27 protein-coding genes are annotated in these 26,471 nt (G+C 60.7%); 11 read left to right on the plus strand and 16 right to left on the minus strand.

Going from position 1 to position 26,471, the window contains the following annotated elements; translation table 11 throughout:
• Window positions 1–2: 2 nt before the first annotated feature.
• Genes ACKZ62_RS27370 through ACKZ62_RS27385 form a run of 4 tightly spaced genes read left to right on the plus strand, consistent with a single transcriptional unit; the run spans window position 3 to window position 3,230 of the window.
• Window positions 3–818 carry a MetQ/NlpA family ABC transporter substrate-binding protein gene (locus tag ACKZ62_RS27370; RefSeq protein WP_447096093.1) on the plus strand — a complete coding sequence of 272 codons (816 nt, stop codon included), beginning with the start codon at window positions 3–5 and terminating at the stop codon, window positions 816–818.
• Entirely contained in the window at window positions 815–1,930 is a 1,116-nt protein-coding gene (locus ACKZ62_RS27375) for a methionine ABC transporter ATP-binding protein (protein WP_181640208.1), read from the plus strand. The genes ACKZ62_RS27370 and ACKZ62_RS27375 overlap by 4 nt, the downstream gene beginning before the upstream one ends.
• On the plus strand, window positions 1,920–2,564 hold the full coding sequence (locus tag ACKZ62_RS27380) for a methionine ABC transporter permease (protein ID WP_003187635.1): 645 nt from the start codon (window positions 1,920–1,922) through the stop codon (window positions 2,562–2,564). Before ACKZ62_RS27375 ends, ACKZ62_RS27380 begins: the two co-directional genes overlap by 11 nt.
• 39 nt (window positions 2,565–2,603) lie before the next feature.
• The gene (locus tag ACKZ62_RS27385; protein ID WP_122682173.1) at window positions 2,604–3,230 is read left to right on the plus strand and encodes a class I SAM-dependent methyltransferase; all 627 of its coding nucleotides are present in this window, start codon (window positions 2,604–2,606) and stop codon (window positions 3,228–3,230) included.
• Window positions 3,231–3,339: 109 nt separating this feature from the next.
• Here ACKZ62_RS27385 and ACKZ62_RS27390 read toward each other — a convergent pair whose 3' ends face one another.
• The 10 genes from ACKZ62_RS27390 to ACKZ62_RS27435 all read right to left on the minus strand — a co-directional run bounded on the left by ACKZ62_RS27390 (window position 3,340) and on the right by ACKZ62_RS27435 (window position 14,725).
• Window positions 3,340–6,396, minus strand: a complete 3,057-nt coding sequence (locus ACKZ62_RS27390; protein WP_095186303.1) for an efflux RND transporter permease subunit — start codon at window positions 6,394–6,396, stop codon at window positions 3,340–3,342.
• Window positions 6,393–7,463, minus strand: coding sequence for an efflux RND transporter periplasmic adaptor subunit (locus tag ACKZ62_RS27395; RefSeq protein ID WP_095186304.1), 1,071 nt, complete (start codon window positions 7,461–7,463; stop codon window positions 6,393–6,395). Before ACKZ62_RS27395 ends, ACKZ62_RS27390 begins: the two co-directional genes overlap by 4 nt.
• Complete coding sequence (locus ACKZ62_RS27400; protein WP_447096094.1) at window positions 7,460–8,542, minus strand: efflux RND transporter periplasmic adaptor subunit; 1,083 nt, start codon at window positions 8,540–8,542, stop codon at window positions 7,460–7,462. The genes ACKZ62_RS27395 and ACKZ62_RS27400 overlap by 4 nt, the downstream gene beginning before the upstream one ends.
• Window positions 8,543–8,819: 277 nt before the next feature.
• Window positions 8,820–9,671: a transporter substrate-binding domain-containing protein gene (locus ACKZ62_RS27405; RefSeq protein WP_179179673.1), complete on the minus strand. Its 852-nt coding sequence runs from the start codon at window positions 9,669–9,671 to the stop codon at window positions 8,820–8,822.
• On the minus strand, window positions 9,668–10,444 hold the full coding sequence (locus ACKZ62_RS27410; RefSeq protein WP_447096095.1) for an amino acid ABC transporter ATP-binding protein: 777 nt from the start codon (window positions 10,442–10,444) through the stop codon (window positions 9,668–9,670). Before ACKZ62_RS27410 ends, ACKZ62_RS27405 begins: the two co-directional genes overlap by 4 nt.
• Window positions 10,441–11,100 carry an amino acid ABC transporter permease gene (locus ACKZ62_RS27415; protein ID WP_032884905.1) on the minus strand — a complete coding sequence of 220 codons (660 nt, stop codon included), beginning with the start codon at window positions 11,098–11,100 and terminating at the stop codon, window positions 10,441–10,443. Before ACKZ62_RS27415 ends, ACKZ62_RS27410 begins: the two co-directional genes overlap by 4 nt.
• Window positions 11,081–11,746, minus strand: coding sequence for an amino acid ABC transporter permease (locus tag ACKZ62_RS27420; RefSeq protein ID WP_032884903.1), 666 nt, complete (start codon window positions 11,744–11,746; stop codon window positions 11,081–11,083). Before ACKZ62_RS27420 ends, ACKZ62_RS27415 begins: the two co-directional genes overlap by 20 nt.
• A 512-nt stretch (window positions 11,747–12,258) precedes the next feature.
• Window positions 12,259–13,041: a MetQ/NlpA family ABC transporter substrate-binding protein gene (locus ACKZ62_RS27425; RefSeq protein ID WP_095186308.1), complete on the minus strand. Its 783-nt coding sequence runs from the start codon at window positions 13,039–13,041 to the stop codon at window positions 12,259–12,261.
• Window positions 13,042–13,168: 127 nt separating this feature from the next.
• Window positions 13,169–14,095 (minus strand): sigma 54-interacting transcriptional regulator, encoded by a 927-nt coding sequence (locus ACKZ62_RS27430; RefSeq protein WP_032884899.1) that lies wholly within the window; start codon window positions 14,093–14,095, stop codon window positions 13,169–13,171.
• 48 nt (window positions 14,096–14,143) lie between these two features.
• Complete coding sequence (locus tag ACKZ62_RS27435; RefSeq protein ID WP_032884898.1) at window positions 14,144–14,725, minus strand: alpha/beta hydrolase; 582 nt, start codon at window positions 14,723–14,725, stop codon at window positions 14,144–14,146.
• Window positions 14,726–15,620: 895 nt separating this feature from the next.
• Here ACKZ62_RS27435 and ACKZ62_RS27440 point away from each other — a divergent pair.
• Together ACKZ62_RS27440 and ACKZ62_RS27445 are read left to right on the plus strand one after the other, a co-directional pair.
• Complete coding sequence (locus tag ACKZ62_RS27440; protein WP_032884895.1) at window positions 15,621–16,469, plus strand: EamA family transporter; 849 nt, start codon at window positions 15,621–15,623, stop codon at window positions 16,467–16,469.
• 85 nt (window positions 16,470–16,554) lie between these two features.
• Entirely contained in the window at window positions 16,555–17,415 is an 861-nt protein-coding gene (locus tag ACKZ62_RS27445) for a LysR substrate-binding domain-containing protein (protein ID WP_447096096.1), read from the plus strand.
• A gap of 84 nt (window positions 17,416–17,499) precedes the next feature.
• Here ACKZ62_RS27445 and ACKZ62_RS27450 read toward each other — a convergent pair whose 3' ends face one another.
• From ACKZ62_RS27450 to ACKZ62_RS27465, 4 genes are all read right to left on the minus strand, one after another.
• Window positions 17,500–17,901: an ExbD/TolR family protein gene (locus ACKZ62_RS27450; protein WP_010565408.1), complete on the minus strand. Its 402-nt coding sequence runs from the start codon at window positions 17,899–17,901 to the stop codon at window positions 17,500–17,502.
• A gap of 1 nt (window position 17,902) precedes the next feature.
• Window positions 17,903–18,625 carry a MotA/TolQ/ExbB proton channel family protein gene (locus ACKZ62_RS27455; RefSeq protein WP_099602154.1) on the minus strand — a complete coding sequence of 241 codons (723 nt, stop codon included), beginning with the start codon at window positions 18,623–18,625 and terminating at the stop codon, window positions 17,903–17,905.
• A gap of 51 nt (window positions 18,626–18,676) precedes the next feature.
• Window positions 18,677–19,486 (minus strand): energy transducer TonB, encoded by an 810-nt coding sequence (locus ACKZ62_RS27460; RefSeq protein ID WP_032884892.1) that lies wholly within the window; start codon window positions 19,484–19,486, stop codon window positions 18,677–18,679.
• Window positions 19,487–19,708: 222 nt separating this feature from the next.
• On the minus strand, window positions 19,709–20,575 hold the full coding sequence (locus ACKZ62_RS27465; protein ID WP_032884891.1) for a LysR family transcriptional regulator: 867 nt from the start codon (window positions 20,573–20,575) through the stop codon (window positions 19,709–19,711).
• A gap of 102 nt (window positions 20,576–20,677) precedes the next feature.
• Between ACKZ62_RS27465 and ACKZ62_RS27470 the strand changes: the two genes are divergently transcribed.
• Together ACKZ62_RS27470 and ACKZ62_RS27475 are read left to right on the plus strand one after the other, a co-directional pair.
• A complete protein-coding gene (locus ACKZ62_RS27470; protein WP_447096097.1) occupies window positions 20,678–21,847 on the plus strand; it encodes a CynX/NimT family MFS transporter in 1,170 nt (389 codons plus the stop codon).
• Window positions 21,848–21,944: 97 nt separating this feature from the next.
• Window positions 21,945–22,880, plus strand: coding sequence for a LysR family transcriptional regulator (locus ACKZ62_RS27475; RefSeq protein WP_447096098.1), 936 nt, complete (start codon window positions 21,945–21,947; stop codon window positions 22,878–22,880).
• Here ACKZ62_RS27475 and ACKZ62_RS27480 read toward each other — a convergent pair.
• Complete coding sequence (locus tag ACKZ62_RS27480; protein WP_099602153.1) at window positions 22,771–23,865, minus strand: fatty acid desaturase; 1,095 nt, start codon at window positions 23,863–23,865, stop codon at window positions 22,771–22,773. The genes ACKZ62_RS27475 and ACKZ62_RS27480 overlap by 110 nt on opposite strands.
• Before the next feature lie 101 nt (window positions 23,866–23,966).
• Between ACKZ62_RS27480 and ACKZ62_RS27485 the strand changes: the two genes are divergently transcribed.
• Window positions 23,967–24,971 (plus strand): AraC family transcriptional regulator, encoded by a 1,005-nt coding sequence (locus tag ACKZ62_RS27485; protein WP_032884887.1) that lies wholly within the window; start codon window positions 23,967–23,969, stop codon window positions 24,969–24,971.
• 126 nt (window positions 24,972–25,097) lie between these two features.
• Here the strand turns inward: ACKZ62_RS27485 and ACKZ62_RS27490 are convergent, their stop codons facing one another.
• Window positions 25,098–25,463, minus strand: coding sequence for a response regulator (locus ACKZ62_RS27490; protein ID WP_032884886.1), 366 nt, complete (start codon window positions 25,461–25,463; stop codon window positions 25,098–25,100).
• Window positions 25,464–25,563: 100 nt separating this feature from the next.
• Between ACKZ62_RS27490 and ACKZ62_RS27495 the strand changes: the two genes are divergently transcribed.
• On the plus strand, window positions 25,564–26,037 hold the full coding sequence (locus ACKZ62_RS27495; protein WP_447096099.1) for a GlcG/HbpS family heme-binding protein: 474 nt from the start codon (window positions 25,564–25,566) through the stop codon (window positions 26,035–26,037).
• A 22-nt stretch (window positions 26,038–26,059) separates the two neighbouring features.
• On the plus strand, window positions 26,060–26,470 hold the full coding sequence (gene uraH / locus ACKZ62_RS27500) for a hydroxyisourate hydrolase (protein ID WP_032884882.1): 411 nt from the start codon (window positions 26,060–26,062) through the stop codon (window positions 26,468–26,470).
• Window position 26,471 lies beyond the last annotated feature (1 nt).

The raw sequence follows: 26,471 nt of genomic DNA on the forward strand, positions 1-26,471 counted from the left end.
CTATGAAAAAGACATTCCTCAATAACCCAGTCAAAGCACTGGCCCTGGCCTTCGGGTTGTTCAGCTCGGCGGTGTTCGCCGCCGATGCACCGTTGAAAATCGGCACCACCGCGGCCTTCGCGATTCCCCTGGAAGCCGCAGTCGCCGAAGCCGGCAAGCAAGGCTTGAAAGTCGAGCTGGTGGAGTTCACCGACTGGATCGCGCCCAACGTCAGCCTGGCCGCCGGCGATATTGACGTGAACTACTTCCAGCACATCCCCTTCCTGGAAAACGCCAAGGCCGCCGCCGGTTTTGACCTGGTGCCTTACGCGCCGGGCATCATCAACAACGTCGGGCTGTATTCGAAAAAGTACAAAAGCTTCAACGAGCTGCCCGAAGGCGCCAGCGTGGCCATCGCCAACGACCCGATCAACAGCGGTCGCGGCCTGCAACTGCTGGCCAAGGCCGGGCTGATCACCCTCAAGCCGGGCGTGGGCTACAAGGCCACCGAAGAAGACATCGTCGCAAACCCAAAGAAAATCAAAATCCTGCAAGTCGAGGCCGTGCAGCTGGTACGTGCCTATGACGATGCAGACCTGGTGCAGGGCTACCCGGCGTATATCCGCCTGTCCAAGACTTTCGACGCGGAATCGGCGCTGCTGTTCGACGGCCTCGACCACCCGGAATACGTGATCCAGTTCGTGATCCAACCGAAGAGCAAAACCGACCCGCGTGTGATCAAGTTCGTCGACACCTACCAGCACTCGCCGGTGGTGCGCGCTGCGTTGGATAAATCCCTTGGCAAGCTCTACCAAGTGGGTTGGGAAGATAAAAAATGACCGCCGCCCACTCTCACCTGCGCGACCTGGGCACACCGCCCAGGGACGCCGAGCAGACTGAACTGCATCCAGACCTGAACCGCGCGCACGTGCGCTTTATCAACCTGGGCAAGACCTACGACGGCACGGTGCATGCCCTGCACGGCATCGACCTGGCGATCCAGCGCGGTGAGGTGTTTGGCATCATTGGCCGCAGCGGTGCCGGTAAATCCTCGCTGATCCGCACCATCAACCGGCTGGAGCAACCGAGCAGCGGGCGCGTGCTGATCGATCAGGTGGACATCGGCGACTTCGACGAAGACCGCCTGGTGGCGCTGCGTCGGCGCATAGGCATGATCTTCCAGCACTTCAACCTGATGTCGGCCAAGACCGTGTGGCAGAACGTCGAATTGCCGCTGAAAGTCGCCGGCGTGCCCAAGCTCCAGCGTGAGCAAAAGGTGCGTGAGCTGCTGGAATTAGTGGGTTTGCAGGACAAGCACAAGGCCTACCCGGCGCAGCTTTCCGGTGGGCAGAAACAGCGCGTGGGCATCGCCCGTTCGCTGGTGCACGACCCGCAGATCCTGCTGTGCGACGAAGCCACCTCGGCGCTGGACCCGGAGACCACCCAATCGATCCTCGGCCTGTTGCGCGAGATCAACCGGCGCCTGGGCCTGACCATCGTCTTGATCACCCATGAGATGGCGGTGATCCGCGACATCTGCGACCGCGTGGTGGTGCTGGAACACGGGCGCATCGTCGAGCAAGGCCCGGTGTGGCAAGTTTTTGGCAACCCGCAGCACGAGGTCAGCAAGACCCTGCTGGCGCCGCTGCAACATGGGCTGCCGGAAGAACTGCAAAGCCGGTTGCAGCACTCGCCGTCATCAGCGGACGCTGCAGTGGTGTTGCGCTTGCAGCTCACCGGCAGTGCCAGCGATGAACCGGACCTGGCCGCGCTGTTCAGCGCTCTCGGCGGGCGCGTGCGCTTGCTGCAAGGCGGTGTCGAACGCATCCAGGGCCATGCCTTGGGGCAATTGCTGCTGGCGGTGAATGGCTCACCCCACAGCGCCGAAGAACTGCGCAACCGCGCCGCGAATTGGGCACAACAGGCGGAGGTGCTGGGCTATGTGGTTTGATCGTTTAGTACAGGGCGCCATCGACACCTTGTTGATGGTCGGCGTGTCGTCGCTGATTGCATTGCTGGTGGGGATTCCACTGGCGGTGTTTCTGGTGACCAGCGACAAGGGCGGCATCTACCAGGCGCCGGCGCTGAACCGGGTGCTGGGGGCCTTCGTCAATCTGTTCCGCTCGATTCCTTTTTTGATTTTGATGGTGGCCTTGATCCCGTTCACCCGGCTGATCGTTGGCACCACCTACGGTGTGTGGGCGGCGGTTGTACCGCTGACCATCGCCGCGACACCGTTCTTCGCGCGGATCGCCGAAGTGAGTTTGCGCGAGGTCGACCACGGGCTGATCGAAGCCGCACAAGCCATGGGCTGCCGTCGTTGGCACATCATCTGGCATGTGCTGTTGCCCGAAGCGCTGCCGGGAATTGTCGGCGGATTTACGATTACGCTGGTGACCATGATCAACTCGTCAGCCATGGCCGGCGCGATTGGTGCCGGCGGCTTGGGCGACATTGCGTACCGCTACGGCTATCAGCGTTTTGACACGCAGATCATGCTGACCGTGATTGTGCTGCTGGTGGTGCTGGTGGCGGTGATTCAACTGAGCGGCGATCGCCTGGCGCGGGTGCTGAACAAGAGGTGAGGTATAGTCGGGCCCTCTCAGCGCCCGGTATTCACCGTCATGACCCTCAAGCCCGACGATCTCAACCAGATCACGTCCACCACCCTCGGCCACTACAACACAGTGGCCGAGGACTTCCGTGAAGGCACTCGCGATCACGATGTAAGCCAGAATATCGACGCACTGCTGCGGCATATCCAAGGTGCTGCGCCGTTCACCGTGCTGGATTTCGGTTGCGGGCCGGGACGGGATTTGCAGACGTTTACGCGAATGGGCCATATCGCCGTCGGCCTGGACGGCTCGGAGCGCTTTGCGCAGATGGCGCGCGAAGACAGCGGCTGCGAGGTGTTGCAGCAGGATTTCCTCAAGCTGGACTTACCCGCTGAACGCTTCGATGGGATCTTTGCCAATGCGGTGCTGTTTCATATCCCCAAGCAGGAACTGCCACGTGTGCTCAAGCAACTGCATGGGGCGCTGAAGCCTGGGGGTGTGCTGTTCAGCTCCAACCCGCGGGGTGAGAACCAGGAAGGCTGGAATGGGCCGCGCTATGGGGCTTATCACGACCTGGAGGCGTGGCAAACACTGCTCACCACCGCGGGGTTTGTGGAGCTGGAGCATTACTACCGGCCGGCGGGGTTGCCGCGTGAGCAGCAGCCTTGGCTGGCCAGTGTCTGGCGCAGACCTTAGAGGCAACGCACTTCAAATGTGGGAGGGGGCTTGCCCCCGATAGCAGTGGATCAGTTGGAGCATCTTTGACTGACCCACCGCCATCGGGGGCAAGCCCCCTCCCACATTTTTAACCGTGTTCTTCCTGTTGGGGTTCGCGGATCTTGTACCAGGCCACATACAGCGCCGGCAGGAACAACAGCGTCAGCAAGGTGGCGATGATGATGCCGCCAATCATCGCGTAAGCCATCGGCCCCCAGAACACTTCCCGGGCAATCGGGATCATGCCCAGACTCGCCGCTGCCGCCGTGAGCAGGATCGGACGACGCCGATGCTCGGTGGCTTCCACCACCGCGTCCCACGGCGTGTAGCCGGCCACTTCATATTCGTGGATCTGCGTCACCAGGATCACCGAGTTGCGGATGATGATGCCGATCAGCGCCAGGATACCGAGGATCGCCACAAAGCCCATGGGCGTGCCCGTGGGGATCAACGCCAGCACCACGCCGATCAGCCCCAACGGCGCGACACTGGCCACCAGGAACATCTTCTGCACGCTGTGCAGTTGGATCATCAGGAACGTCGCCATCAGGAACAGCATCAACGGCACCACGCTGGCAATCGGGCCTTGGGCCTTGCCGCTTTCTTCCACGGTACCGCCCGTGGCGACCTTATAGCCCACCGGCAGGCCGTCGCTGAATTTGTCGATCTCCGGCTTGAGCTGCTTGACCAAGTCGGTCGGCTGCATCTCGTCACGCACCGAGGCCTTGATGGTGATGGTCGGCTTGCGGTCGCGACGCCACACCAGCGGCTGCTCCAGTTCATAGCGCACAGTGGCAAACGCCAGCAGCGGGATCGAGGTGCCGTTGGGCGTGACAATCTGCAGGTTCTGCAAGGTTTCCGGGGTACCGCGCTCGGCGTCCTCGGCGCGGCCGACCACGTTGATCAGGTAGATATCGTCGTGCACCTGAGTCACCGAGGCGCCGCTGACCACGCTGTTCATCAACTGCGCCACGTCTTCGGATGACAGCCCGAGCTGGCGCGCCTTGTCCTGGGCAATGTCGATGCGCAGCACTTTGCCCGGCTCGTTCCAGTCGTAGATGATCTCGCCCAGGTGGGTGTTTTTATCCAGCAGGGTCGCCAGTTCGATGGCGTGCTTGCGCACTTGGTCGGTGTCTTTGCCGGACACGCGATACTGGATCGGGCGGCCCACCGGCGGGCCCATTTCCAATGGCTGCACAAAGCTGCCGATACCGACGAAGTCATCACGCAGGCGTTTTTGCAGGCGCGCGATCAGCTCACCGCGTTCTTCCAGGCCTTTGCTGACGATCACCAACTGCGCGTAATACGGGTTTTCCAATTGCTGATCGAGGGGCAGGTAGAAACGGATCGCGCCCTGGCCGATATAGGTGCTCCAGCGCGTAATGTCCGGGTCGTCCTTGATGATCGCTTCGAGGCGATCAACAGCCTTGCGCGTCTCGTTGATCGAGGCGTTTTGCGGCAGGTTGAGGTCAACGAGGATTTCCGGTCGGTCCGACGACGGGAAGAACTGGTTCTGCACGAACTGCATGGAGAACACCGACGCCACGAACAGGCCCACGGTGATGCCGATGGCCCACCAACGGTTGCGCATGGCCCACAGCATGCCGCCATTGAACGCGCGGCCGATGCGCCCCGGCTCGGCGCTGTGGGGTTTCACCTTGGCACTGAGGATGTGCACGCCAATCACCGGCGCAAACAGCACCGCCACCACCCACGACACTAGCATCGCCACGGCAATCACCGCGAACAGGGTGAAGGTGTACTCCCCCGCCGAACTGGCGTTGAGGCCAATCGGCACGAAACCGGCGACGGTCACCAAGGTACCGGTAAGCATCGGGAATGCCGTGGAGGTGTAGGCGTAGGTGGCGGCCTGCTCCTTGGTTTCGCCTTTTTCCAGGCGCGTGATCATCATCTCCACGGTGATCATCGCGTCGTCCACCAACAGGCCGAGGGCGATGATCAACGCACCGAGCGACACGCGCTGCATGGTGATGCCGCTGTATTCCATGAACACGAACACCAGCGCCAGCACCAATGGAATCGAGCACGCCACCACCAGCCCAGCGCGCATGCCGAGGCTGATAAAGCTCACCACCAACACGATGATCACCGCTTCGAACAGCGCGCTGGTAAAGCCGCCGACGGCCTCTTCCACCACCTCGGCCTGGTCGGAGACCTTATGCACACCGACGCCCACCGGCAGGTCGGCGGTCAGTTCGTCCATGCGCGTGTGCAGCGCCTTGCCGAACGACTGGATGTTGCCGCCCTTCTGCATGGCGATGGCCAAACCAATCGCCGGCTTGCCGTTGAAGCGGAACATCGGCCGCGCCGGGTCGACGTAGCCACGGGTAATCTCGGCGATGTCCGCCAGGCGATAGAAGCGGTCATTGAGGCGCAAATTGACATCGGCCAGGTCTTTCTCCGAAGCAAACTGCCCGGATGTGCGCACTGAAATCCGCTCAGGGCCGGCCTCGATCACCCCGGCCGGGGTCACCGCGTTCTGCGATTGCAGGCTCTGCACCACCTGGCGCTGGTCAACGCCCAACGCAGCCAATTTGCGCGTGGAGAAATTCAGGTAAATCACTTCGTCCTGCTGGCCGATCATCTCGACCTTGCCCAACCCCGGCACCGAACGAATCTCGGCGCGCACCTGCTCCACGTAGTCGCGCAACTGGCGCATCGACAGGCCGTCGCCGGTAAAGGCGTAGACCGAGCCGAACACATCACCGAATTCGTCGTTGAATGACGGCCCCTGCAAACCCTGGGGGAAGCTACCGCGAATGTCGTCGATCTTCTTGCGGACCTGGTACCAGATCTCCGGGATGGCCTTGGCGCTGGTGGTGTCCTTGAGGAACACGAACACCGTGGATTCACCCGGTCGCGTATAGCTTTTCACGTAGTCGAGGGAGTCGAGCTCTTCGAGTTTTTTCTCGATGCGGTCGGTGACCTGCTTGAGGGTTTCTTCCTGGGTCGCGCCCGGCCAGCGGGTCTGGATCACCATGGTCTTGATGGTGAACGAGGGGTCTTCCTCGCGGCCCAGGTTCATGTACGAGAACACGCCCATCAGCAGCGCGACGAACATCAGGTACCAGACGAAGGACTGATGCTTGAGGGCCCAGTCGGATAAGTTGAAGCTCCCTTTCATCGCGGGCTGTCCTCGTCGATTTTGACTTTTTGCCCAGGCTTCAGGCTGTTTACGCCGGCGGTGACGATACGTTCGCCGGGTTTGACCCCACCGTTGAGCAAGGCGCTATCAGCATCACGGCTAAGCACTGTGATGTCGCGCGGTTGCACGGTCTGGCTTTGGGTGTCGAGGATCCAGATGCGGGTCTTGCCGTCGACATCCTGCAAGGCGCTCAGGGGCAACTCAATGCGTGGAGCGATGGCCGAACTCAAGGTCACGCTGATCGCCGTGCCAAGGCGGAACGCGGGCGGTGTTTCGGCCAGGGTCAGGCGCGCGCGACGGGTGCGCGTGGCGCTTTGGGCCTGGGGTTCGATCTCGCGCACAGTGGCAGTGGTGTTGACGCTGGGGTCGAGTTGCCCGGCTACGAGGAACACCACGTCCGGGGGCAGCCGCTCGGCGAGACCTGCGGGCAGGTCGATCACCGCCTCCTTGATGTCCGGGCGCGCCAGGGTCACCACTTGCTGACCGGCGCTGACCACTTGGCCAGCCTCAGCGTTCCAGGCGGTGATAATACCGGCGTGGTCGGTGCGCAGCTCGGCGTAGTTGAGCTGGTCCTTGGCTTGGTTGACTGACGCTTGGGCCTGGTGGAGAGAGGCCTGAGTGGTTTTCAGATCGGTCTGGGCGATATCCAACTGCGCCTGGGCGCCGACGCCACGGTTGAACAATTCCTGCTGGCGGCGAGCGTTGGCCTGGGCGTTGATGAATTGCGCCTGGACGCGAGCGAGGTCGCCTTGGGCGGCGCGCAACTGGTTTTGCTGGTCGGTGGGGTCAAGGACAGCGAGCAAGGCCCCCTTCTGCACTTCAGCCCCCACATCCACGGCGCGGCGGGCGATACGCCCCGACACACGGAACCCCAGGTTGCTTTCGTAGCGCGCCTGGATGGTGCCGGCGAAGCGGCCGAGGGTTTCCTGGTCTTCGGCCTTCACTTCCATGGACAGAACTGGGCGCACCGGCTCGGGCGCGGGTTCTTCCTTGGAGCAGGCCATCAGCAACAGGCTGGCGGCGAGTATGAGCGTCAGGCGCTTCATGGCTTGGCTCCCTGCTGGGCAATCTCGACCAACATGCCGGGATGCAGCAATTGCCCACCGGCCACGACGACTTTTTCGCCGCCTTTAAGGCCGTCACTGATGATGACCTTACCGGTGAGGTACCGCGCCACCGTGACTTTATGCAACTGCGCCTTGCCGTCGCCGTCGACCAGCCACACGGCGGGTTCGCTCAAGTCTTTGGTCAATGCCGACCACGGCAGCTCGACGCTGGGCTTGGCCGGGCCATTGGCGGTGGCGCTGACCACCGAACCGAGCTGCATGCCTTTAGGCAGAGATTGCAGCGCAATCTTCACCTGCACCGTGCCGGTGTTGGCCGCCACGGCCGGCGTGACTTCACGGACTTTGCCCTGGACCTTGATGCTGGGGTTATCCAACAGGCTGACGGTGATCGGCGCGTCAGGTGGCGGCTCCACCAACAGGGATTCATAGACGTTGAACACCGCGTCGCGCTCGCCATCGGTGGCCAGGCTGAAAATCGGCACGGTGGCTTGCACCACCTGGCCGACTTCAGCTTGGCGTGCGGTGATCACTCCCGGCGCATCCGCAATCAGCGCGGTATAGCCGAGTTGTTCACGGGCGTTGGCCAACTGGGCCTGCGCGGCGGCCAGGGCACTTTGGCTGCTGCGCAGCGCGGCCTGGGCAGAATCGTATTCGCTGCGGCTGGTGTAGCCCTTGGGCAGGAGTTTTTCCTGGCGCACAAAGGCAGCGGCAGTCTGTTTTACCCGCGCCTGTTCCGCCACGACCTGGGCCTGAGCGGAATCGACGTTGGTTTGCAAATCCTTGGGATCGAGCTTGGCCAGCACTTGTCGGGCGGTCACGCGGTCGCCCACATCCACCATGCGCTGGATGATTTTTCCGCCGACGCGGAAGGACAAGTCGGTTTGCACGCGCGCCTGGATATCCCCGGTCAGCGTGACTGCCGCGGCGAAATCCGCGGGCTGCACGGTTTGCACAAATACTCGGGAATGCTGCTTGGGTTCAGCCTTTTCCTGGCCGCAAGCGCTCAGCAACACCACTAAACCCAAACCGACGATACAGATGGAAATACGACCGCCCATGCAGACTCCTTGTGCGCGATGCGATGTGCCAGTGTGTATGCGACTGTGAGCTTAGATCAGGGTTCCTTATCTGCATGGGGAAGGCGTATTGAGGGGGGGGTCACCGGCCTCATCGGGGCATAGGTATCTACACAACGTTGGCTCAACGCTGAACGTCCGGCAGATAGGGCTGTTGTGGCGAGCGGGCTTGTCCCGTTCGCCACAGGGAGATTTGTCAGCGTTTGAAAGTTGTGTAGATACCCATGCTCCCAATAGCGGCATAACAGTCAGCGCAGAACTAGCCCTGCCACTTCCCGCCTTCAACAATCACACTCTCAGGCTTGGTGTCATCGCTCAGTTCTTTGCGCACATATTGGTCATACAGCTTGAGCAGGAATTTCTCCTCACCCAACTTCGCCAACTCGGCATTCACCCAGTCACGCAGTTCGACGTTGCCCTTCTTCACGGCAGGCGCGATGGGCGCTTCGTCGCCGAGTTTCTCTTCCAGCACGCGGTAGCCTGGGTTCTGCTTGGCCCAGCTGAACAGCACCAGGTTGTCCTGGGCATAGGCATCGCCACGGCCAGCCGACAACGCTTGCAGCGACTCGGAGTTTTTCTCGAACTTGAGCAGTTTCCAATCCGGGTGGTTCTTGGTCAGCCAGATGTCAGCAGTGGTGCCGGTGGTGACGATAGTGGTGCGGGTGGCCAGGTCGTCCAGGCTTTTGACCGAGCTGTTGTTCGGCACCAGGGCCTGTACCGCGACTTTCAGGTTGGGGTTGGTGAAATCCACGGCGTCCTTACGTTCCGGGGTCACGGTCATGTTGGCGAGGATCAGGTCGACCTTATCGCTTTGCAGGAACGGAATGCGGCTCGCAGGCTCGACGGCGACGAATTCGACTTTGTTTTCATCGCCCAACAGGTCTTTGGCGAATCGACGGCCAATGTCGGTATCGAAGCCGACGTAGCGACCAGCTTCATCTACGAAACCAAACGGTGGCTTGTCAGTGAAGACCCCAACGATCAGCTTGTCGCGCGCCTTGATCTTGTCGAGGTAGCTCACGGCAGCAGCAGGTTTGGCGGGCTCTTCGGCCTTCTTATCGCAGCCGGCCAGTAAGGCGACGGCCAACAGTGGCAGCAGTAACTTTTTCATAGCAACTCCAGTTCCTTGGTTTTCTTGGGCAGTGTTGACACAAAGGAGAACTTCTCCAGGAACTGCTGCGCGCGTGCGGTTTGCGGGTTCGTAAAGAATTCTTCGGGGGTGTTGTGTTCGAGGATGCGGCCGGCCTCCATAAACACCACGCGGTCGGCGACGGCGCGGGCGAAGGCCATTTCATGGGTGACGATGAGCAGGGTCATGCCATCGCGGGCCAGGCCTTGGATCACTTCCAGCACTTCCTTGACCATCTCCGGGTCGAGGGCGGCGGTGACTTCGTCGAACAGCATGACTTGAGGGTTCATGCACAGCGAACGGACGATAGCGATGCGTTGCTGCTGGCCGCCGGAAAGCTGGCGCGGGAAGGCATCGCGTTTGTCAGCCAGGCCCACGCGCGCCAGCAGTTTCTCGGCCTGCTCGCGGGCCTCGCGGGGGTCGCGTTTCTGCACTTTGAGCGGGCCGAGCAGGATGTTGTCGAGCACACTCATGTGCGGGAACAGGTGGTAGCTCTGGAACACCATGCCGATGTCCTGGCGTACCTGGCGCCAGTCGGTATTTTTTTCCAGCAACTCCTTTCCGGAAAACCGCAGGCTACCGCTGTGGGCCACTTCCAACCCGTTAAGGCAACGCAGCATGGTGCTTTTGCCGCAGCCGCTGGGGCCGAGGATCACCACCACTTCGCCGCTTTGCACACTCAGGTCGATGCCCTTGAGCACCTGCTGGTCGCCGAAGAATTTGTTGAAACCCTGAAACTCGATCAATGCGCTCATGCTTGGGCCCAGCGCCGTTCCAGCACCTTGGAGGCGGCCGACAACGGGTAGCAGATAAAGAAGAAAAACAGGAACAGCACGCCGTAGATCAGAACCGACTCATAGGTGCGCTCGATGATTTGCTGGCCCACCTTGATCACATCCACCACGCCGATCAGCACCGCCAGGGAGCTGGTCTTGATGATGCGCGTGTAGACGTTGATGGTCGGCGGGGTCATACGCTTGAGGGCCTGAGGCAGCAACACGTAGCCGTATAACTGCGGGTCGGACAAGCCGATCGACAGGCCGGCTTCGCGCTGGCCACGGGGCAGCGAATGCAACGCGCCGCGTACCACCTCGCCCACTTCGCTGGCGCCCCACAACGACAGCACCAGCACCGCGCACCAGAAGCTCGGGATGCTCAGGCCAAAGAAGATCGGCAGGCCAAAGAACAGCAGGTACAACCACACCAGCACTGGAATCGCCCGGAACAGCTCCAGGTATACCCGCAGCACCGCGTTGATCAGCGTGTTGTTCAAGGTGCGCAGCACGCCATACAACACGCCGCCGACCGTACTGAAGGCGATGCTCAAAAACGAAATCGACAGGGTTTGCGCAGCGCCCTTACCCAATTGCGGCAACGACACCCACAACAACTCAAGACCCGAACTGGCCATGCTGGAGCCTCCTTTCCAAGCGGCTGAGCAGCAGCGATAGCGGCAAGAACAACAGCACGCAAATCAGCGTCAGCACGGCGAGCATTTCGTAGGTCTTGTAGTAGAGGGCGATGTAGCTCTTGGTGGTGTAGAGAATCTCCGGCACCGCCACGGCAGAGACCACGGTGGTCTCCTTGAGCAAGAAGATGAAGTTGGCGAACAACGCCGGCAGGCTGAGGATGCCCGCTTGAGGCAGGATCACGTGGCGCAGCAGTTGCCAGTGAGACAGGCCAATGGACTTGCCCGACTCGATCTGCGCCAGCGGCACCGCTTCCACACCGGCGCGCAGCACTTCGGTGAGGTAGGCGCCGCCCAGGAAAGTCATGGTGATGATGGCCGCCCAGAACCCGGAGATATTGAACCCCAGGGCCGGCAAGGCGAAGTACACGAAGAACAGCTGGATCAGCAGCGGCGTGTTACGCGCCAGCTCCACGTACAGCGCCACCAGGCGCGACAGGTAGGGCGTGCGAAACACCAGCAGCGCGGCGTTGATCAGCGCCACCAGCAGCGAGGTGGCAATGGCGATCAAGCCTACTTGCAGTGTCACCCCTACGGCTTTTAGAAACGCCGGCAGGGTGCTGAGGATAAATGCGAAATCGAAGGTCATCTTGAGTCCATATCGCCGCATGGGTAATGCCGCGAGCGCAGTCCGTTCCGGCGTGGGTAACGCCGGGTAGCGCGAACTCTAAAGGTATAAAAAGCAAAATTTAAATACCGAAATAGCATATTGATATCACCCAAAAAGATAACCCCCGGATTCGCGGGTTGGACAGGTGGCAGCTATGGTTGGGGGGTCTGTTTTTCGAGGGAATGAACCATGAACAAAGCGAAACCGATTGATCCGCAGGAGCTGGTGAAGTGGTTGGTGGCGTTGCGCAGGGCGATTAACAGCCGAGCTCTCTAAAACCACGAACAATCCAAAGTGAGATGAAGATCAAGTGTGGGAGGGGGCTTGCTCCCGATAGGGGTGTGTCAGTCAGTACATCTTTGACTGACACACCCCTATCGGGAGCAAGCCCCCTCCCACATGTCGATTGCATTCCAAATTCCAGGCATAAAAAAACGCCGACGCTCTACAAGCCGTCGGCGTTGAAACCTTGAAGGGGGTTTTGAGTTACATCAGAACGCCGGCACGACCGCGCCGTTGTACTTCTTCTCGATGAATGCTTTCACTTCCGGGCTGGTCAGGGCCTTGGACAGTTTCTGAATAGCGTCGCTGTCCTTGTTGTCCGGGCGAGCCACCAGGAAGTTCACGTAAGGCGAGTCGGCACTTTCGATGATCAGCGCGTCCTTGGCTGGGTTGAGGCCAGCTTCCAGGGCGTAGTTGGTGTTGATCAAATCCAGGTCAACCTGGTCCAGCACGCGTGGCAGCAGGGCCGATTCCAGCTCTTTGAACTTCAGGTTCTTCGGGTTGCTGGCGATGTCTTTCGGCGTGGCCAGGGCGTTGGTCGGGTCTTTCAGGGTGATCAGACCGTTCTTTTGCAGCAGCAACAGGGCACGGCCGCTGTTGGAACCTTCGTTCGGAATGGCAACGGTGGCGCCATCTTTGAGCTCAGAAATATTCTTGATCTTTTTCGAGTAACCGCCGAAGGGTTCAACGTGCACGCCAACCACGGTAACCAGGTTGGTGCCCTTGCCCTTGTTGAAGTTTTCCAGGTACGGCAGGGTCTGGAAGTAGTTGGCGTCCAGGCGCTTCTCGGCAACCTGCACGTTTGGCTGTACGTAGTCGGTGAAGACTTTGATTTCCAGGTCCACGCCTTGCTTTTTGAGGGCTGGCTTGACCAGTTCGAGGATCTCGGCGTGCGGCACCGGGGTCGCGGCTACGACCAGTTTCTCGTTGGCCTGGGCGAAGCCGGCAGTCAGGGCAGCCGCCAGAGCGGTAAACAACAGAACCTTTTTCATGCAGTGTCCTTATCGGAATTCCGGGGGCGTCGGTGACGACCGTTTTTATGTGGTGTGCCAGCGAAGTGCTATCGCGGCGTGAAACGGACAATACCTATATTTTTTATTCCCGAACAATATCTTTTATTCACGTTGATATTCCATTTTGCTCATACAGGAATTTTCGCAATGATTCCTGCTCGGCAGGACTGGCAGCGTTGAAAATCCGCTGCAGCTGCTCCACCGGTGAACCCGCCACCGGCAGGTTCAAATGTTCGGGCAAAATCTCGTCGCCGCTGCTGACCAGCAAGGCAAAGTGAATAACGTTCTCCAGCTCGCGCGTATTGCCCGGCCAGCTGTGGTGCTCCAGGACTCGCTGGGCAGCGTCGCTGATCAACGGCACCGGCAGGTCCAGGCGCTGGCTGTAGATGCCCAGGAAATATTCGGCCAACGAAAGGATATCGCCGACCCGCTCGCGCAGCGCTGGCAAGTCCAGTCGGCCTTCGCTCAAGTAATGGAACAGTCGCTCATGAAACTTGCCCGCCGCCACGGCCTGGGCCAGATCAATACTGGTGGCAGCTACCAAGCGCACATCCACCGGGCTGGGCTGATGGGCGCCGACGCGGGTAACTTCGTGGTTTTCCAGGGCTGCGAGCAATTTCACCTGGATCGGCAACGGCAAGTCGCCGATCTCATCCAGGTATAAGGTGCCGCCATTGGCCGAACCAAACCACCCGGCCCGGCTGCTGGCCGCGCCGCTGTGGGCGCCCGCCGCGTAGCCGAACAACTCGGCGTCGGCGTACGTCGGGCTGATGGCGCCGCAATTGACGGAGACAAACAAACCGGTGCGGTCGCTGCCCCGGTGAATATGCCGCGCCAGCAGTTCTTTACCGCTGCCGGTCTCGCCGCGAATCAACACGGGCAAAGCACGCGGTGCGAGGCTTTCCAGCTCTTCGCGCAGTTGACGCGAACGCGGGTCGACGAACACCAGTGCCTTGGCACGAATGCTCAGTGGGCTTTTTTCGGCGTCGGGGAAGGTCAGCAACGGCTGGCCGAAGGTTTCATGCAGACTCATGGCAGGCTCCCGCCCCAAATCCACTCAGGGACGGGGCGTTGAAAAAATTTATGCGCTACGCCGGGCGTGGTGCTCAAGGCGGCTTTGCAGGCGATAGAGGTAGGCGAAACCCTGCTCCCAGCGCTGGTGGCCGGACTTCACATTGATATGGCCGGCGCCGGACAGGATGCCGGCTTCGGCGCCCCAATTGCGCGCCAATTCCAGCGCACGCGGGGCGCTGACGGCACTGTCGTTGTCGGAGCTGACCACCTGACTGGGAAAAGGCAGCAAGTCGGTCGGGATCGGTGCGAAGTTGCGCAGGGCTGGAGAGCAAGCCGGGCGTTCGACATCAGCCGGCGCAACCAGCAAGGCACCGCGCACCTGCCGCAAGTACTGCAACGGCGCAGCGGCGGCCCAATGGGCCACAGTGATGCAGCCAAGGCTATGGGCGATCAGGATTACCGGCGTGCTGTCGGCAGCGATGGCTTCAGCCAACGCAGCCACCCAGTCTTCGCGACGCGGGGTGAGCCAATCGGCCTGCTCAACGCGCGCGCTGTTGGGCAAGCTATTTTGCCAATGGGTTTGCCAATGATCTTCTGGCGATCCTTGCCAGCCCGGCACGATCAGATAACGAATCGACTCGCTGTGCATGGGTGTGCCCTCCTGCAGCGTTTAACGTTGTAGGACAGTATAGGGACGAGGGTTATATTCGTTAAGGAATAAGAAGCTATTTATTAATAACCAAAAAACCAAATGTATCTAGGCTCAAAATGTGGGAGGGGGCTTGCCCCCGATGGCGGTCCGTCAGCAACAAGTAGGTGGCTGATCCACCGCTATCGGGGGCAAGCCCCCTCCCACATTGACTCGATTTCACATTCAATTTGCAGTGGTTTTTAGATGACGTGATGGGTACGAGGCATGCAGTCGATGGTGCGATTTACCACGGTCTTGGCCATTTCCAGCAAATGCCACACCGCATGGATTTTCGCTCGATCATGCGTTTGCAGGTGGTCACAACAGTCCCATACGGTGGCCTAGGCGCTGTGAATCAGATGGGCGATACAGAGTTGGGCGTCCTCGAAACTGAGGTTGTCGTTGGCGACGAGACAGTCAACGGGTTGAACAGGAAGTGCTTTGGTCATGGTGCAACTCCTAGTGAACACCGGAGCTACCACTAGCGCTGCTAAACGATAGGTGGCAGCTGTACGCGGGTTAGCAGACTGGCCAATAGGAACACCAGCGCACCCGAGGGTGCCCCACGCACAGCCACCATAAATGGAGATGTGAACCGTGTGCCTATTGAAATCAGGCTGCTAAACCCGATCACTGGAAACCAGCGACGGGCCGAAGACTAGCCATCCATTCCAACAGCCGCAAGGCGGCGGGGATTGTCTCGGAAACGTCCTGCAATTTAAAGGGACATGACTTGCTGGCCCTTTAAAAACCATGACGGCTCTTAATGGCAGCACTGACGAGCTTTCGCTTCTGACCATGGCACATGACTGCGTTAAATAGCCGCCTTCATTTCCTCCCCCGCCCGAGCCCCATGGACAACTCCAACATCGCGATCACCCTAGTTTTGATATCTGCCCTCATGCACGCCACTTGGAACGCAGTCGTCCGGGCCGGGAGCAGTCGCTTGATGACCTTGGCCATGGTCGACGGTACGGCGTTGCTGATCTGCCTGGCGGCGCTGCCGCTGGTGAATGCGCCAAGCCTGCAGGTGTGGGGCTACGTGCTGGTTTCCGTAGTGCTCAACACCGCCTATCGATTGTTCCTGATCAAAGCGTATGAAACCGGTGATTTCGGCCAGGTCTACCCGGTGATGCGTGGAGTGCCACCGGTTCTGGTCGCACTGTTTTCTTACGTCCTGCTGAATGAGCATCTGTCGTTCCACGCATTGGGCGGGGTGTTGCTGATTTGTGTAGGCATCATCAGCCTGACATTCGTGCGAAGGATGACCGCGCGCATGTTCAAACCAATCTTGATGGCCGTATGTGCTGGTGCGTTTATCGCGTCATACACGGTGGTGGATGCCAAAGGGGTAAGAGCCAGTGAGACGGTGCTGCAATACATCCTCTATCTGACGGTATTCCAGAGCATTCCGATTCCGGCGCTGGCGTTTTTCAAGAAGCGTTTGGCATTCGCCGAGGCCATTCGCAACCATTGGAAAGTCGGCGTTATGGGCGGCGTTCTTTACCTCACTTCCTACGGATTGGTGCTGTTTGCGCTGTCCCTGGACGCGGTGGCCAAGGTCTCAGCGTTGCGGGAAACCAGTGTTATTATCGGCGCCATTATTGCCGCGCTGTTTTTTCACGAGCGGTTCGGCTGGCGGCGGATGCTTTCGGCGTTCGTCATTGTTTGCGGGATCATCCTGATCAAAGTGAGCACCTGATGGGCCAACGTCCGCCACCTACTCCCATGCTGCAAGCCTTCGTCAGCGCTGCGCAAACGGGGAGTTTGCGCGCGCCGCCTCCCAGTTGAACCTGACCGCCAGTGCGATAAGCCATCAGATTGCAGGGCTGGAGGAGTGGTGGGGCGTGCAGTTGTTCGAGCGCCACTCTCGGGGCGTCAATCTCACCGCTGCGGGACAGGCTTTGTTGCCGGTGGCTGACGGTTTTTTCAACGCGCTTGAGGCGGTGTTGCACACACTTAACCCGAGCAAGTCCCAGCCGCTTTACCTCTCGTGCACGTCTTCTCTGTGTTCCAGCTGGCTGATTCCCAGGATGCATGGTTTTCACTCCGACGCTTCATTGAATCTCGACCTGGTATTGACCAGTGCGGATATGAACAGCACCCATCTCGGCGCCCATCAATTCGATGTTGCGATTGTGATGGGATACGGCAACTACCCGGATCATCATGCCGAGCTACTTATGCGCGATGCCGTGTTCCCGGTTTGCTCACCGGCATTTCAACAAGCGAACGGCGATATTCCGCTGACAGATATTGCGCAATACCCGCTCATTCACCGCGTGGACGATCAAGTGTGCCCGGGGTGGGAAAGCTGGTTTGCATTTCAGGGCTTGGCGGCTGCGCCTTATCACCATGGGCCGCGCTTTCCGGACTCAAGCCTGGCAATCAGCCTGGCGGTGAAGGGGGACGGGATTGCGCTGGCCAGAACAGCGTTGGTGTATGACCAGTTGGAAGAAGGTGCGTTAGTCACGCTAGGCGGCCCGGTGATGATGTCGCCGGCCGCGTACTACGTTATTTGTCGGAATGGGCGGCAGTCGGAACCTGATATCGCCAGGTTGATTAACTGGCTAAAAGAGAGCGTTAGAACGTTTCAGCGAGAAGTTGAAATCCGGTATCCACAAATCGCTGGGGTTGGCGCACTTTGAACGTGTGGTATTGCTGAAACCCAGGCAAAAAAAAGGCCGCACCCTGCCAAGGAGACGGCCAAAAAATTGTCGAGGCTTTTGAAGCTAACGTGCAGTAATCACCGACAGTTTGGTAATCCCCGCGCGCTCGATAGACGCCATGGCTCGCGCCACTTCGCCGTAGTTCACTCCGTCATCCGCCTGCAGTTGCACCCGCACATCGGGGTCCTTAGCCTTGGCCGCCTGCAGGTTGAATTCCAGCAGGTCCGGCTGGATTTCGTCCTTGTTGATAAACAGTTTGCCGGCGCCGTCGATGCTCACCACCAGCGGGTCTTTCTGCTCCACCGGCGCCACGGCCTCGGTCTTGGGCAGGTTGATCGGGATCGCGTTGGTCAACAGCGGTGCAGTGACGATAAACACCACCAGCAGCACCAGCATCACGTCTACCAGCGGCGTGACGTTGATCTCGCTCAGTACCTCATCGCTGTCTTGCGTGGAAAAGGCCATTTCAGGACGCCTCCTTCACTTTTTGCGGGTTGCCGGCAGCGCTTTTGTTGAGCGCCGGGTGCAGCAGCACACGGAAGGAATTTTTCTGCGCCAGGCTATAGAAGTCGTGGGCGAAGTCATCCAGGTCGGCGGCAGTCAGCTTGAGGCGACGCAGGAAGTAGTTGTAAACCAGCACCGCAGGTACGGCGACGGCGATCCCCACGCCTGTTGCAACCAGTGCGGCACCGATGGGGCCGGCCACGGTTTCCAGGCTGGCGGAACCGGCGGCGCTGATGCCCTTGAGCGCTTCCATAATCCCCCACACGGTGCCGAACAGGCCGATAAACGGCGAGGTGCTGCCGATACTGGCGACCACCGCCAAACCGGTCTCCAGAGAGCGGCGCTCACGTACGATCTGCTGGCGCAGGGCGCGTTCGAGGCGGTCCTGATGGTTGATTGCCTGGCTCAAGTCGGCAGCGTGAGGCGCATCGCCAACCTGGATCGCGGCATAACCGGCCTGGGCCACGCGGGCAGCGGCACCCGGTTGGGTCTCTGCCAATTCAGCGGCCGAATCAAGACTCGACGCCGCCCAGAACTGTTTGTGGAACTTGCGATCCTGGGCCTTGAGGCGACCGAATTGCACGCCCTTGAGCAAGGCCAAGCCCCAGGTGGCGACCGAAAAGACCACCAGCAGCCAGATCACCGCGCTTTCGATGGATTCAAGTGGAGATGCTAATGCCATGATGTTTTCCCTCTGTACAAGTCGCGGCGTGTGCAACACACCGAAGCGCAATAGTTAGTGAATCTTGAAGTCGATCGGAACGCTGACCCAGCCGTCCTGGGCCACATCGCCCTGCTTGGCCGGCACGAAGCTCCAACGCTTTACAGCGGTCAGTGCGGCGTCGTCGAGTTGCTGGCGACCGCTGCTTTTCTGGATCTGGATCTCACCCGGCTTGCCGCTGGCCAACACATGAACCCGCAACAACACCGTGCCTTCCCAGCCCCGGCGCTGGGCCAGTGACGGGTATTCAGGTGCCGGGTTCTTCAGGTACGCGGCGTTGGCAGAAGCCGGAGTAACCGGGGCGGGCGCAGGCGCGGCGACCGGCGCTGGCGCAGGTGGCGCAGGGACCGGTGGCGCCGGCGGTTGCTCTACCGGTTTGGCGACGGGTTTGGGCACGGGTTTTGGCACCGGCTTGGGTTTCGGAATCTTTTTCGGCGCCGGCTTGGCAGCCAACTCATCCACCACAGGGGGCGGTGGCTCGACCACAGGCGGCGGCGGTGGTGGTGGCGCAGGCGGTGGAGGTTCAACCACTGGCGGCGCTGGCTGGGAAAACTCGATGGTCATCGGTGGGATTTCCGGCGGCACAATCGGCAGCACTGGCGTCGCCTTCTGGCTCACCCAATAGATCACCGCACCGTGCAGGGCCAGCACCAGCAGCCCCAGCAGAATCCCTTCGCGGCGGCTAGAAAAACGCTTTGGAGTCTTCTGCGTTCGCAGTTGCCCCAACGGCGCGCGGTGCGGCCGGCCAAGGTCGACCAACTCACCACCAGGTGCCTGACGCCATAGCGCCTCGTGTGCACTGGCGGCGGTCTGGACATTGCCCATTGATTCACTCCCTACGGTCTTAAAACAAAAACCGACAGGCCTGCGTGGAAGGCCGTCGAGGGCTGAATCATCGGGGCCAGACGCTTATCTCTTAAAGTAATCTTTGAAGTTATACATAGATCTAAATTGAATAAACGAAGCCGGCACGAACGCCCAAGCCAGAGCCTGCAAGGCCTGGCGCCGAGGTGTGTTTTTTCAATGCTTTTCAGGCATAAAAAATATTCAGTAAAGGCATGGTTCGACGGGGCTGTTTGCGCACAAATCCAACAGTTCAGCCTGCAAGCATTGCCCCGCCGCGCTCAGGCCAGGACGCGCATATAACGCCAGGCGCACGCCTTGCACCGCCGGTAAACCGCTGTCCGGCCCCAACTCCACATGCCCAGGCTGCACCACCCGGCGCGGTAACAGACTCACGCCCAACCCCGCCGCCACAGCCGAACACACACTGGCCAGGCTGGCGCTGGAATAGCCGATGCGCCAGCGCCAGCCGCTGACTTCCAGGTGGTGCAGCATTTCGTTGCGGTACAACCCGCCCACCGGAAAGGCCACCAACGGCAAGGGGTCGCGGCCCAACGACGGCATGCTGCGGCTATCGACCCAACACAGCGGCTCGGGCCACGAGGCCAGACAGTCATCGCTGTCGCCCATCTGCTTGACCAACAACACATCGAACTCGCCGCTGCGGAATTGGCGCTGCAACTCGGGACCGAGACCGCTGGTGACCTCCAGGCGCACCCGTGGATACGCCAACACAAACGCCGAGAGCAGCGGCATCAGGCGCTCTGCGGCAAAGTCTTCCGGTACCCCCAGGCGCAGCACGCCGTCACTCTGCTGGTTGATCAGCACATCGGCGGCTTCTTCATGCAGCGCAAGGATGCGCCGCGCATAGGCCAGCAAGCGCTCACCTTCAGCCGTGGCGACCACGCGGCGTTGGTCGCGGTCCAGCAACTGGCACGCCACCGCGTCTTCGAGGCGCCGAATCTGCTGGCTGACGGTGGATTGGGTCAAATGCAGTCGCTCGGCGGCGCGGGTGAAGTTGCTGCAGTCCACCACGGCGACAAAGCTTCTGAGCAACACGGGATCGAACATCATCATTCTCTTTGCCACTGGTTGGCATGGTTATATTTAATTTCAGAATACCTGTGGCGATGGCCATACTCACGCCTCATTTACCCACTGCATGGACGCTGCATGACCCTCAACAAATCCCTCGCCGGCTGGGGCCTGCTCGTAGTGCTGGGCCTCAACCTTCGGCCGATCCTCAGTTCTATCAGTCCGCTGCTAGGTGAAATCCGCTTGGCCACCGGCCTCAGCTTCCAGAGCAGTGCCCTGCTTACCAGCTTGCCGGTGGTGTGCATGGGGCTGGTGGCGTTGGTGGGCGTGCGCGTGGAAGCGCAACTGGGCGAACGGCGCGGTATCGCCCTGGGTTTAATGATGATTCTGCTGGCGTGCCTGGCGCGCTGGGTGATGGGCCAAGCGTCGGCGCTGCTGGTCACGGCGTTGCTCGGCGGTGCCGGTGTGGCGCTGATCCAGGCGTTGGTGCCCGCGATGATCAAGCGTGAGTTCCATCATCGCGTGCCGGTGGCGATGGGCGTCTATTCGGCCTCGCTGATGGCCGGTGGTGGCTTGGCGGCGCTGCTCAGTCCGCTGGTGGCCACGCATTTCGAGGAGTGGCAGGCAGGATTGGGCGTGTGGCTGTTGCCAGCGCTGGGCGCCTTGTTGCTGTGGGCCTGGCTGCCGCTGGGCGCAGCAAAAAATCCCCAGGTGGTGCCCGCATTCAAGGGCCTGCGCAATCGTCGCGCCTGGCTGCTGGCGGTGTATTTCGGGCTGGTGAACTGTGGCTACATGAGCCTGGTGGCGTGGCTGCCGGCCTACTATCAGCAATTGGGCTGGGGCGTGCTGCCCAGCGGTTCGCTGCTGGCGTTCATGACCATCTTCCAAGTGATTGCCGCGCTGCTGATGCCAGTGCTCGCGCAACGCGGTATCGACCGTCGCCCCCTGCTCGGGATCAGCCTGCTGGCACAAACGGTGGGCTACCTCGGTCTGCTGCTGGCGCCGCTGCAATTTCCTCATCTGTGGGTGGCGTTGTGCGGCTTCGGTCTGGGCGCGTGTTTCGCCTTGAGCCTGCTGTTGACCCTCGACCACCATCGCGACCCTCGGCAAGCCGGGCAACTGGCGGCCTTCGTACAAGGCGTAGGCTTCCTGATCAACGCGATCTCGCCGTGGATGACCGGCTGGCTGCGCGAGATCACCGGCAACTTCACCAGCGCCTGGGTGGTATTGACGGTGACTGCAGTGGCGATGCTGATGGTGACGCGGGTGTTCAGCCCGACGAGTTACCGCGCGGCACCCGCTCTATAGATATGCTTTTAAGATCTAGTTAAACCAATAAAGCTTCGTTGACGACATAAGCAATCCCCTTAAAATCCCGGTTCTTTTAAAGGATGCCGGGCACACCATGGACCTTCGCCAACTGCGCTATTTCATCGCGCTGAATGAGTACCGCAGTTTTGTGCGCGGCGCCGAAGCCATGGGCATCACCCAGCCGGCTTTCAGCCGCAGCATCCAGGGCCTGGAGCAAGAGTTCGGCTGCGTGCTGGTGGATCGCGCCCATAAAGACCTGCGCCCGACCCCCGAAGGCCAGGTGGTGTTGCAGCATGCCTTGAGCCTGGTTCAAGGCGCCGCATTGCTCAGCCATGAAGTCACACGCATGACCAAGCTCGACGCCGGTGAAGTACGCTTTGGCAGCGATGCGGTGGCGGCGGTCAACTTGGTGCCCCAAGCGATGGCACGGTTCATCACCGCCTACCCCAAGGTACGCAGCGCGTTGCAAGTGGATAACTGGGAAAGACTCGGGCGCAGCCTGAGCCGTGAAGAGATCGATTTTTTTATCGCCGATGTGCGCCACTTCGAAGCCGACCCAAACTTCCAGACTCAGGCGCTCACGCCGCGGCGCAGTGTGTTTTTCTGCCGTGCCGGGCACCCGTTGCTGGCCAAGGACAGCCTGTCGACCAATGACCTGTTCGACTATCCCCTCGCCACGCCACTGATCGCACCGGGCATTCGAAAACTGTTGGCGAACCTGAGTGGGCGCATCGACTTTGCCCCCGCTATCGAGCTGGAGCAGTTTGCCGCGTTGGCCCTCATCGTGCGCGAGTCAGACACCATCGGCCTGGGCGCAGAAGAAGCCTTCGCCGCCCCCTTGGCCAGCGGCGAATTGAACGTGCTGCACTGGCGCAATGTGCCTCATGCCTTGGAAAGCCTGAACAACCGTTGCGCAGTGATCAGCCGCGCTGGGGTTCGCTTGTCGCCTGCGGCGAAGGCACTGATCGAAACGCTGCTGGCGGTGGAAAACCAAGCCGATTGGCCCGCGCAAACGTCCCAAAATCATTGAACCGCACGCCCATCTCGGCCATGACCTTGTGCGCCACCTTGGCGGTCATCTGGCGGATGTAAAACGGCTCTTTCACCACAAAATGGTGAATCCCGTGAGTGCTGCCGAAGTTGAAGCAAAACGCCTGCAACGGCCACATCCACCAGGGGTTCAGTACTTGGGTTTGCTGGATCACGTTGCCCAGTTCCACATCGCCGTAGTAGTGCATGTTGGAGCTGACAAAGTGCAAGCAAAAGGTGCGCAACACGTTGGGCCCGATGATCACCACGGCGGCAATATCGATCACCTGCATCATCTGCAGGGTGCCGGCGGACCATTCGATAGGCGCGCCCAGCAGACTGGCGACGCCGTTGGCTGCATGGAAGCCGAGGAAGATGTACCACGCCCCCCAATGCAGCAGTGCCAGCGGTGCGTAGACCAGCAGTGAGCGTTTCAGGATCTTGAGTTTGTGGCCCCAGGTTTTGGCGCGCAGCATGCGGATAAACGCCGACATCACGTTATCGCCCACCATCAGCAACCGCGCAAAGCCCCAAGGCTCGCCATTGGTGATGGCGCGCTCTTCCATATCGGTCTCGGTGCCGGAGACTTTGTGATGGTTAAGGTGCAGGTGCCGGCGAATCCACGGATTGATGGTGCTTGGCCGCGCAAGCCACACCAGGCCCATCATCAGATTGTGGGGCAGGCGCTGCTTGCGAAAGTACATGCTGTGGATCAGGTCGTGTTCCAGCTCGTGGGTCAGCGAGGCAAGGAAGGCGTTCAATAACAGGCACGCCCACCAGGCCATGTGACCGGTGATGTAGAGCGCCGCCGAGCCAATCATGCCCAGCAGCGCGAAGGCTAAAATGCCCGCGCCCAGGGCGTCTTGATGCAGCAACCACGGGTGCTGCTGGCGTAGGCGCACGCCTTCGGCGAGTACGACTTCACGGATATGCGCTGAACGCTGTTGTGCGTTCATCTGCTGGGGACTTGCAGAAGTACCGTCCATGCTCCCATCCTCTTGTTCATAGATGGTTACATCCTGCACCAGGCCTTCATGCAGGACGCTAGCCCCACACGCCAACCTGTTGACCGCAAGCGCCAATCGCCATGACAGAACCCACGTCCCTCGCCAGCTGGACCCGCGCCCTGCGCAAGCAGCTCGACGCCCTCGGCCTCGACAGCGCCGCGCTGTGCATCGAGGCTGGGCTCGACCCGCAGCAGATGGAAGATCCCAATGCGCGCTATCCGCTGTCGGCGACCACGCGCCTGTGGGAGCTGGCAGTGCAGGCCAGCGGCGATCCGGCAATTGGATTGCGCGTGTCGCGTTTTGTCAGCCCTACCACTTTTCACGCGTTGGGATACGCACTGGTGGCCAGCGGCAGTCTGCGGGAAGTGTTCGAACGCATCGTGCGTTATCACCAAGTGGTCAGCGATGCGCTGAAGCTGGAGCTGAGTCGGGACGGCGAACGCTACCGTTTCCGCCTGCTGCAACCCCAAGGCAGCCCCGCACCGGCACTGGAAGCCATCGATGCGTTCGCGGCGATCTATGTGCGCACCTGCCGCAATCGCCTGGGCCGTGACTACGCGCCCTTGGCCGTGCATTTGCGGCGCCCGGAACCGGCAGATCCCAAGCCTTGGCACACGGTGTTCCGCGCGCCGGTATTTTTTGGCGCCGATGAGGACTGCCTGGAATTTGCAGCCCAGGACTTCGACAGCCATCTGGACGACGCCAACCCCGAGTTGGCCGAACACAACGAAACTGTGCTCAAACGCACCCTCGCCCAGCTGCAACCGCTGACCTGGGAGCGCAAGGTGCGCGCCACGATCGAGGCACAATTGCCCGACGGCGAGCCGAGTGCCGAGCGGATTGCCCAGGCGCTGCACTTGAGTTTGCGCAGCTTGCAGCGGCACCTGGCGGATGAAGGGTGTCGGTTTGATGCGTTGCTCAACGAGTGCCGGCAGAACCTGGCGTTGCAGCATCTGCGGGACCCGCAGTGCTCATTGGCAGAGATCAGCCATTTGTTGGGGTTTGCCGATACCAGCAGTTTTAACCGGGCGTTCAAGCGTTGGACGGGGGTGACGCCAGGGCAGTTTCGCGATGGGTTGCGGTAGGTGGATTCGCGCAGAGGCTGAAGGCCTCATCGGGGCAAGCCCCCTCCCACAGGGGAACGCATTTCAAATGTGGGAGGGGACTTGCCCGCGATAGCAATGGTTCAGGCACTCAACATGCCGGGGCAATCAGAGCCCGCGATCGCGCCGCAATAACTTCCTCACCCGCGCCACCAACGCCTTGGCCTCAAACGGCTTGAGCAGGTAATCATCCTCATGTAATTCCAACCCACGCAGGCGATCTTCGATGCCGCCCGGCGTGGTCAGGAACAACACCGGCGTCTTGCCCTTGTGCCGAATCGCCTGCTGCAATTTCCAGGCATTCAAGCCCGGCAGCATCACGTCGAGAATGACCAAGTCGTATTCGGTGCTTTCCACAAAGCGCTGCGCCGCCATGCCATTGGCCGCGACTTCCACCGCGAAACCGGCCTCGCTTAAGCCTTGAGCCATGAGCTGCGCCAGTTGCGGCTGGTCTTCCACTAACAACACCTGCATGCCTTACCTCTGGGTTTGATTACAAACCTGTCATCAAATTGTGCGGTTTCTGACCCTGTTGACTGGCTACGGTAGCGGCCTGTTTTCCGGAGTCGTCTTTATGTCCCGCCATGCCTTGTTCTTGAGCCTCGCCGTCTGCACCGGTGCGTTCGCTGCACCGCAGCTGCCACGCCATGCCGAACTCGATTTGCACACCGCACGCCAACTGGCCGATGCCAGCCTTGCCCACTGCAGCGCCGCGCTGACGGTACTGGACCGGGGCGGCAACCTGCTGCTGAGCCTGCGCGCCGACGGCGTCGGCCCGCATAACAGCCTCGCCAGCCAGCGCAAAGCGTACACCGCGCTGTCGACCAAAACCCCGACGCGGCTGTTTGCCGAGCGCGCGCGTAACAACCCCGAGGCCGCCAACCTTAACAGCTTGCCCGAGTTGCTGTTACTCGGCGGCGGCGTGCCGCTGTTTGCCGAGGCCGAACTGGTCGGCGCGCTGGGCATCGCCGGTGCCGGCGGCGCAGCACAGGACGAGTCCTGCGCAATAAAAGCCGCCGAGCAACTGGGCCTGAAAACTTCCCTCTGATTCCCCTCCAAAGGATCTCTCGATGAAAACCCTCAGCATGACCCTCGCCGCCCTGAGCCTCAGCGGCCTGTGCAACCTGGCCCTGGCCGACGGCAACCCTCTGAGCGTGCATGTGCTCAACCTGGAAAACGGCCTGCCGAGCGCCGGTGTCAGCGTCACCCTGGAACAGCAGGTAGGCGACAAATGGCAGTCGCTGTCCGAAGGCGTCACCAACCAGCAGGGGCGCATCGCCGAACTGTTCCCCGCCAACCGCAGCATGACGCCGGGTGAGTACCGCGTGGTGTTCAAGACCGGCGACTACTACAAAAAGGCCAACCGCGAGACGTTCTTCCCTGAAGTGCCAGTGATCTTTCAGGTGAAACAGGCGGACCAGCATTACCACATCCCGTTGTTGCTCAGCCCTTACGGTTTCTCCACCTATCGCGGGTCGTAGT

The sequence above is a fragment of the Pseudomonas sivasensis genome (genome assembly GCF_052938085.1).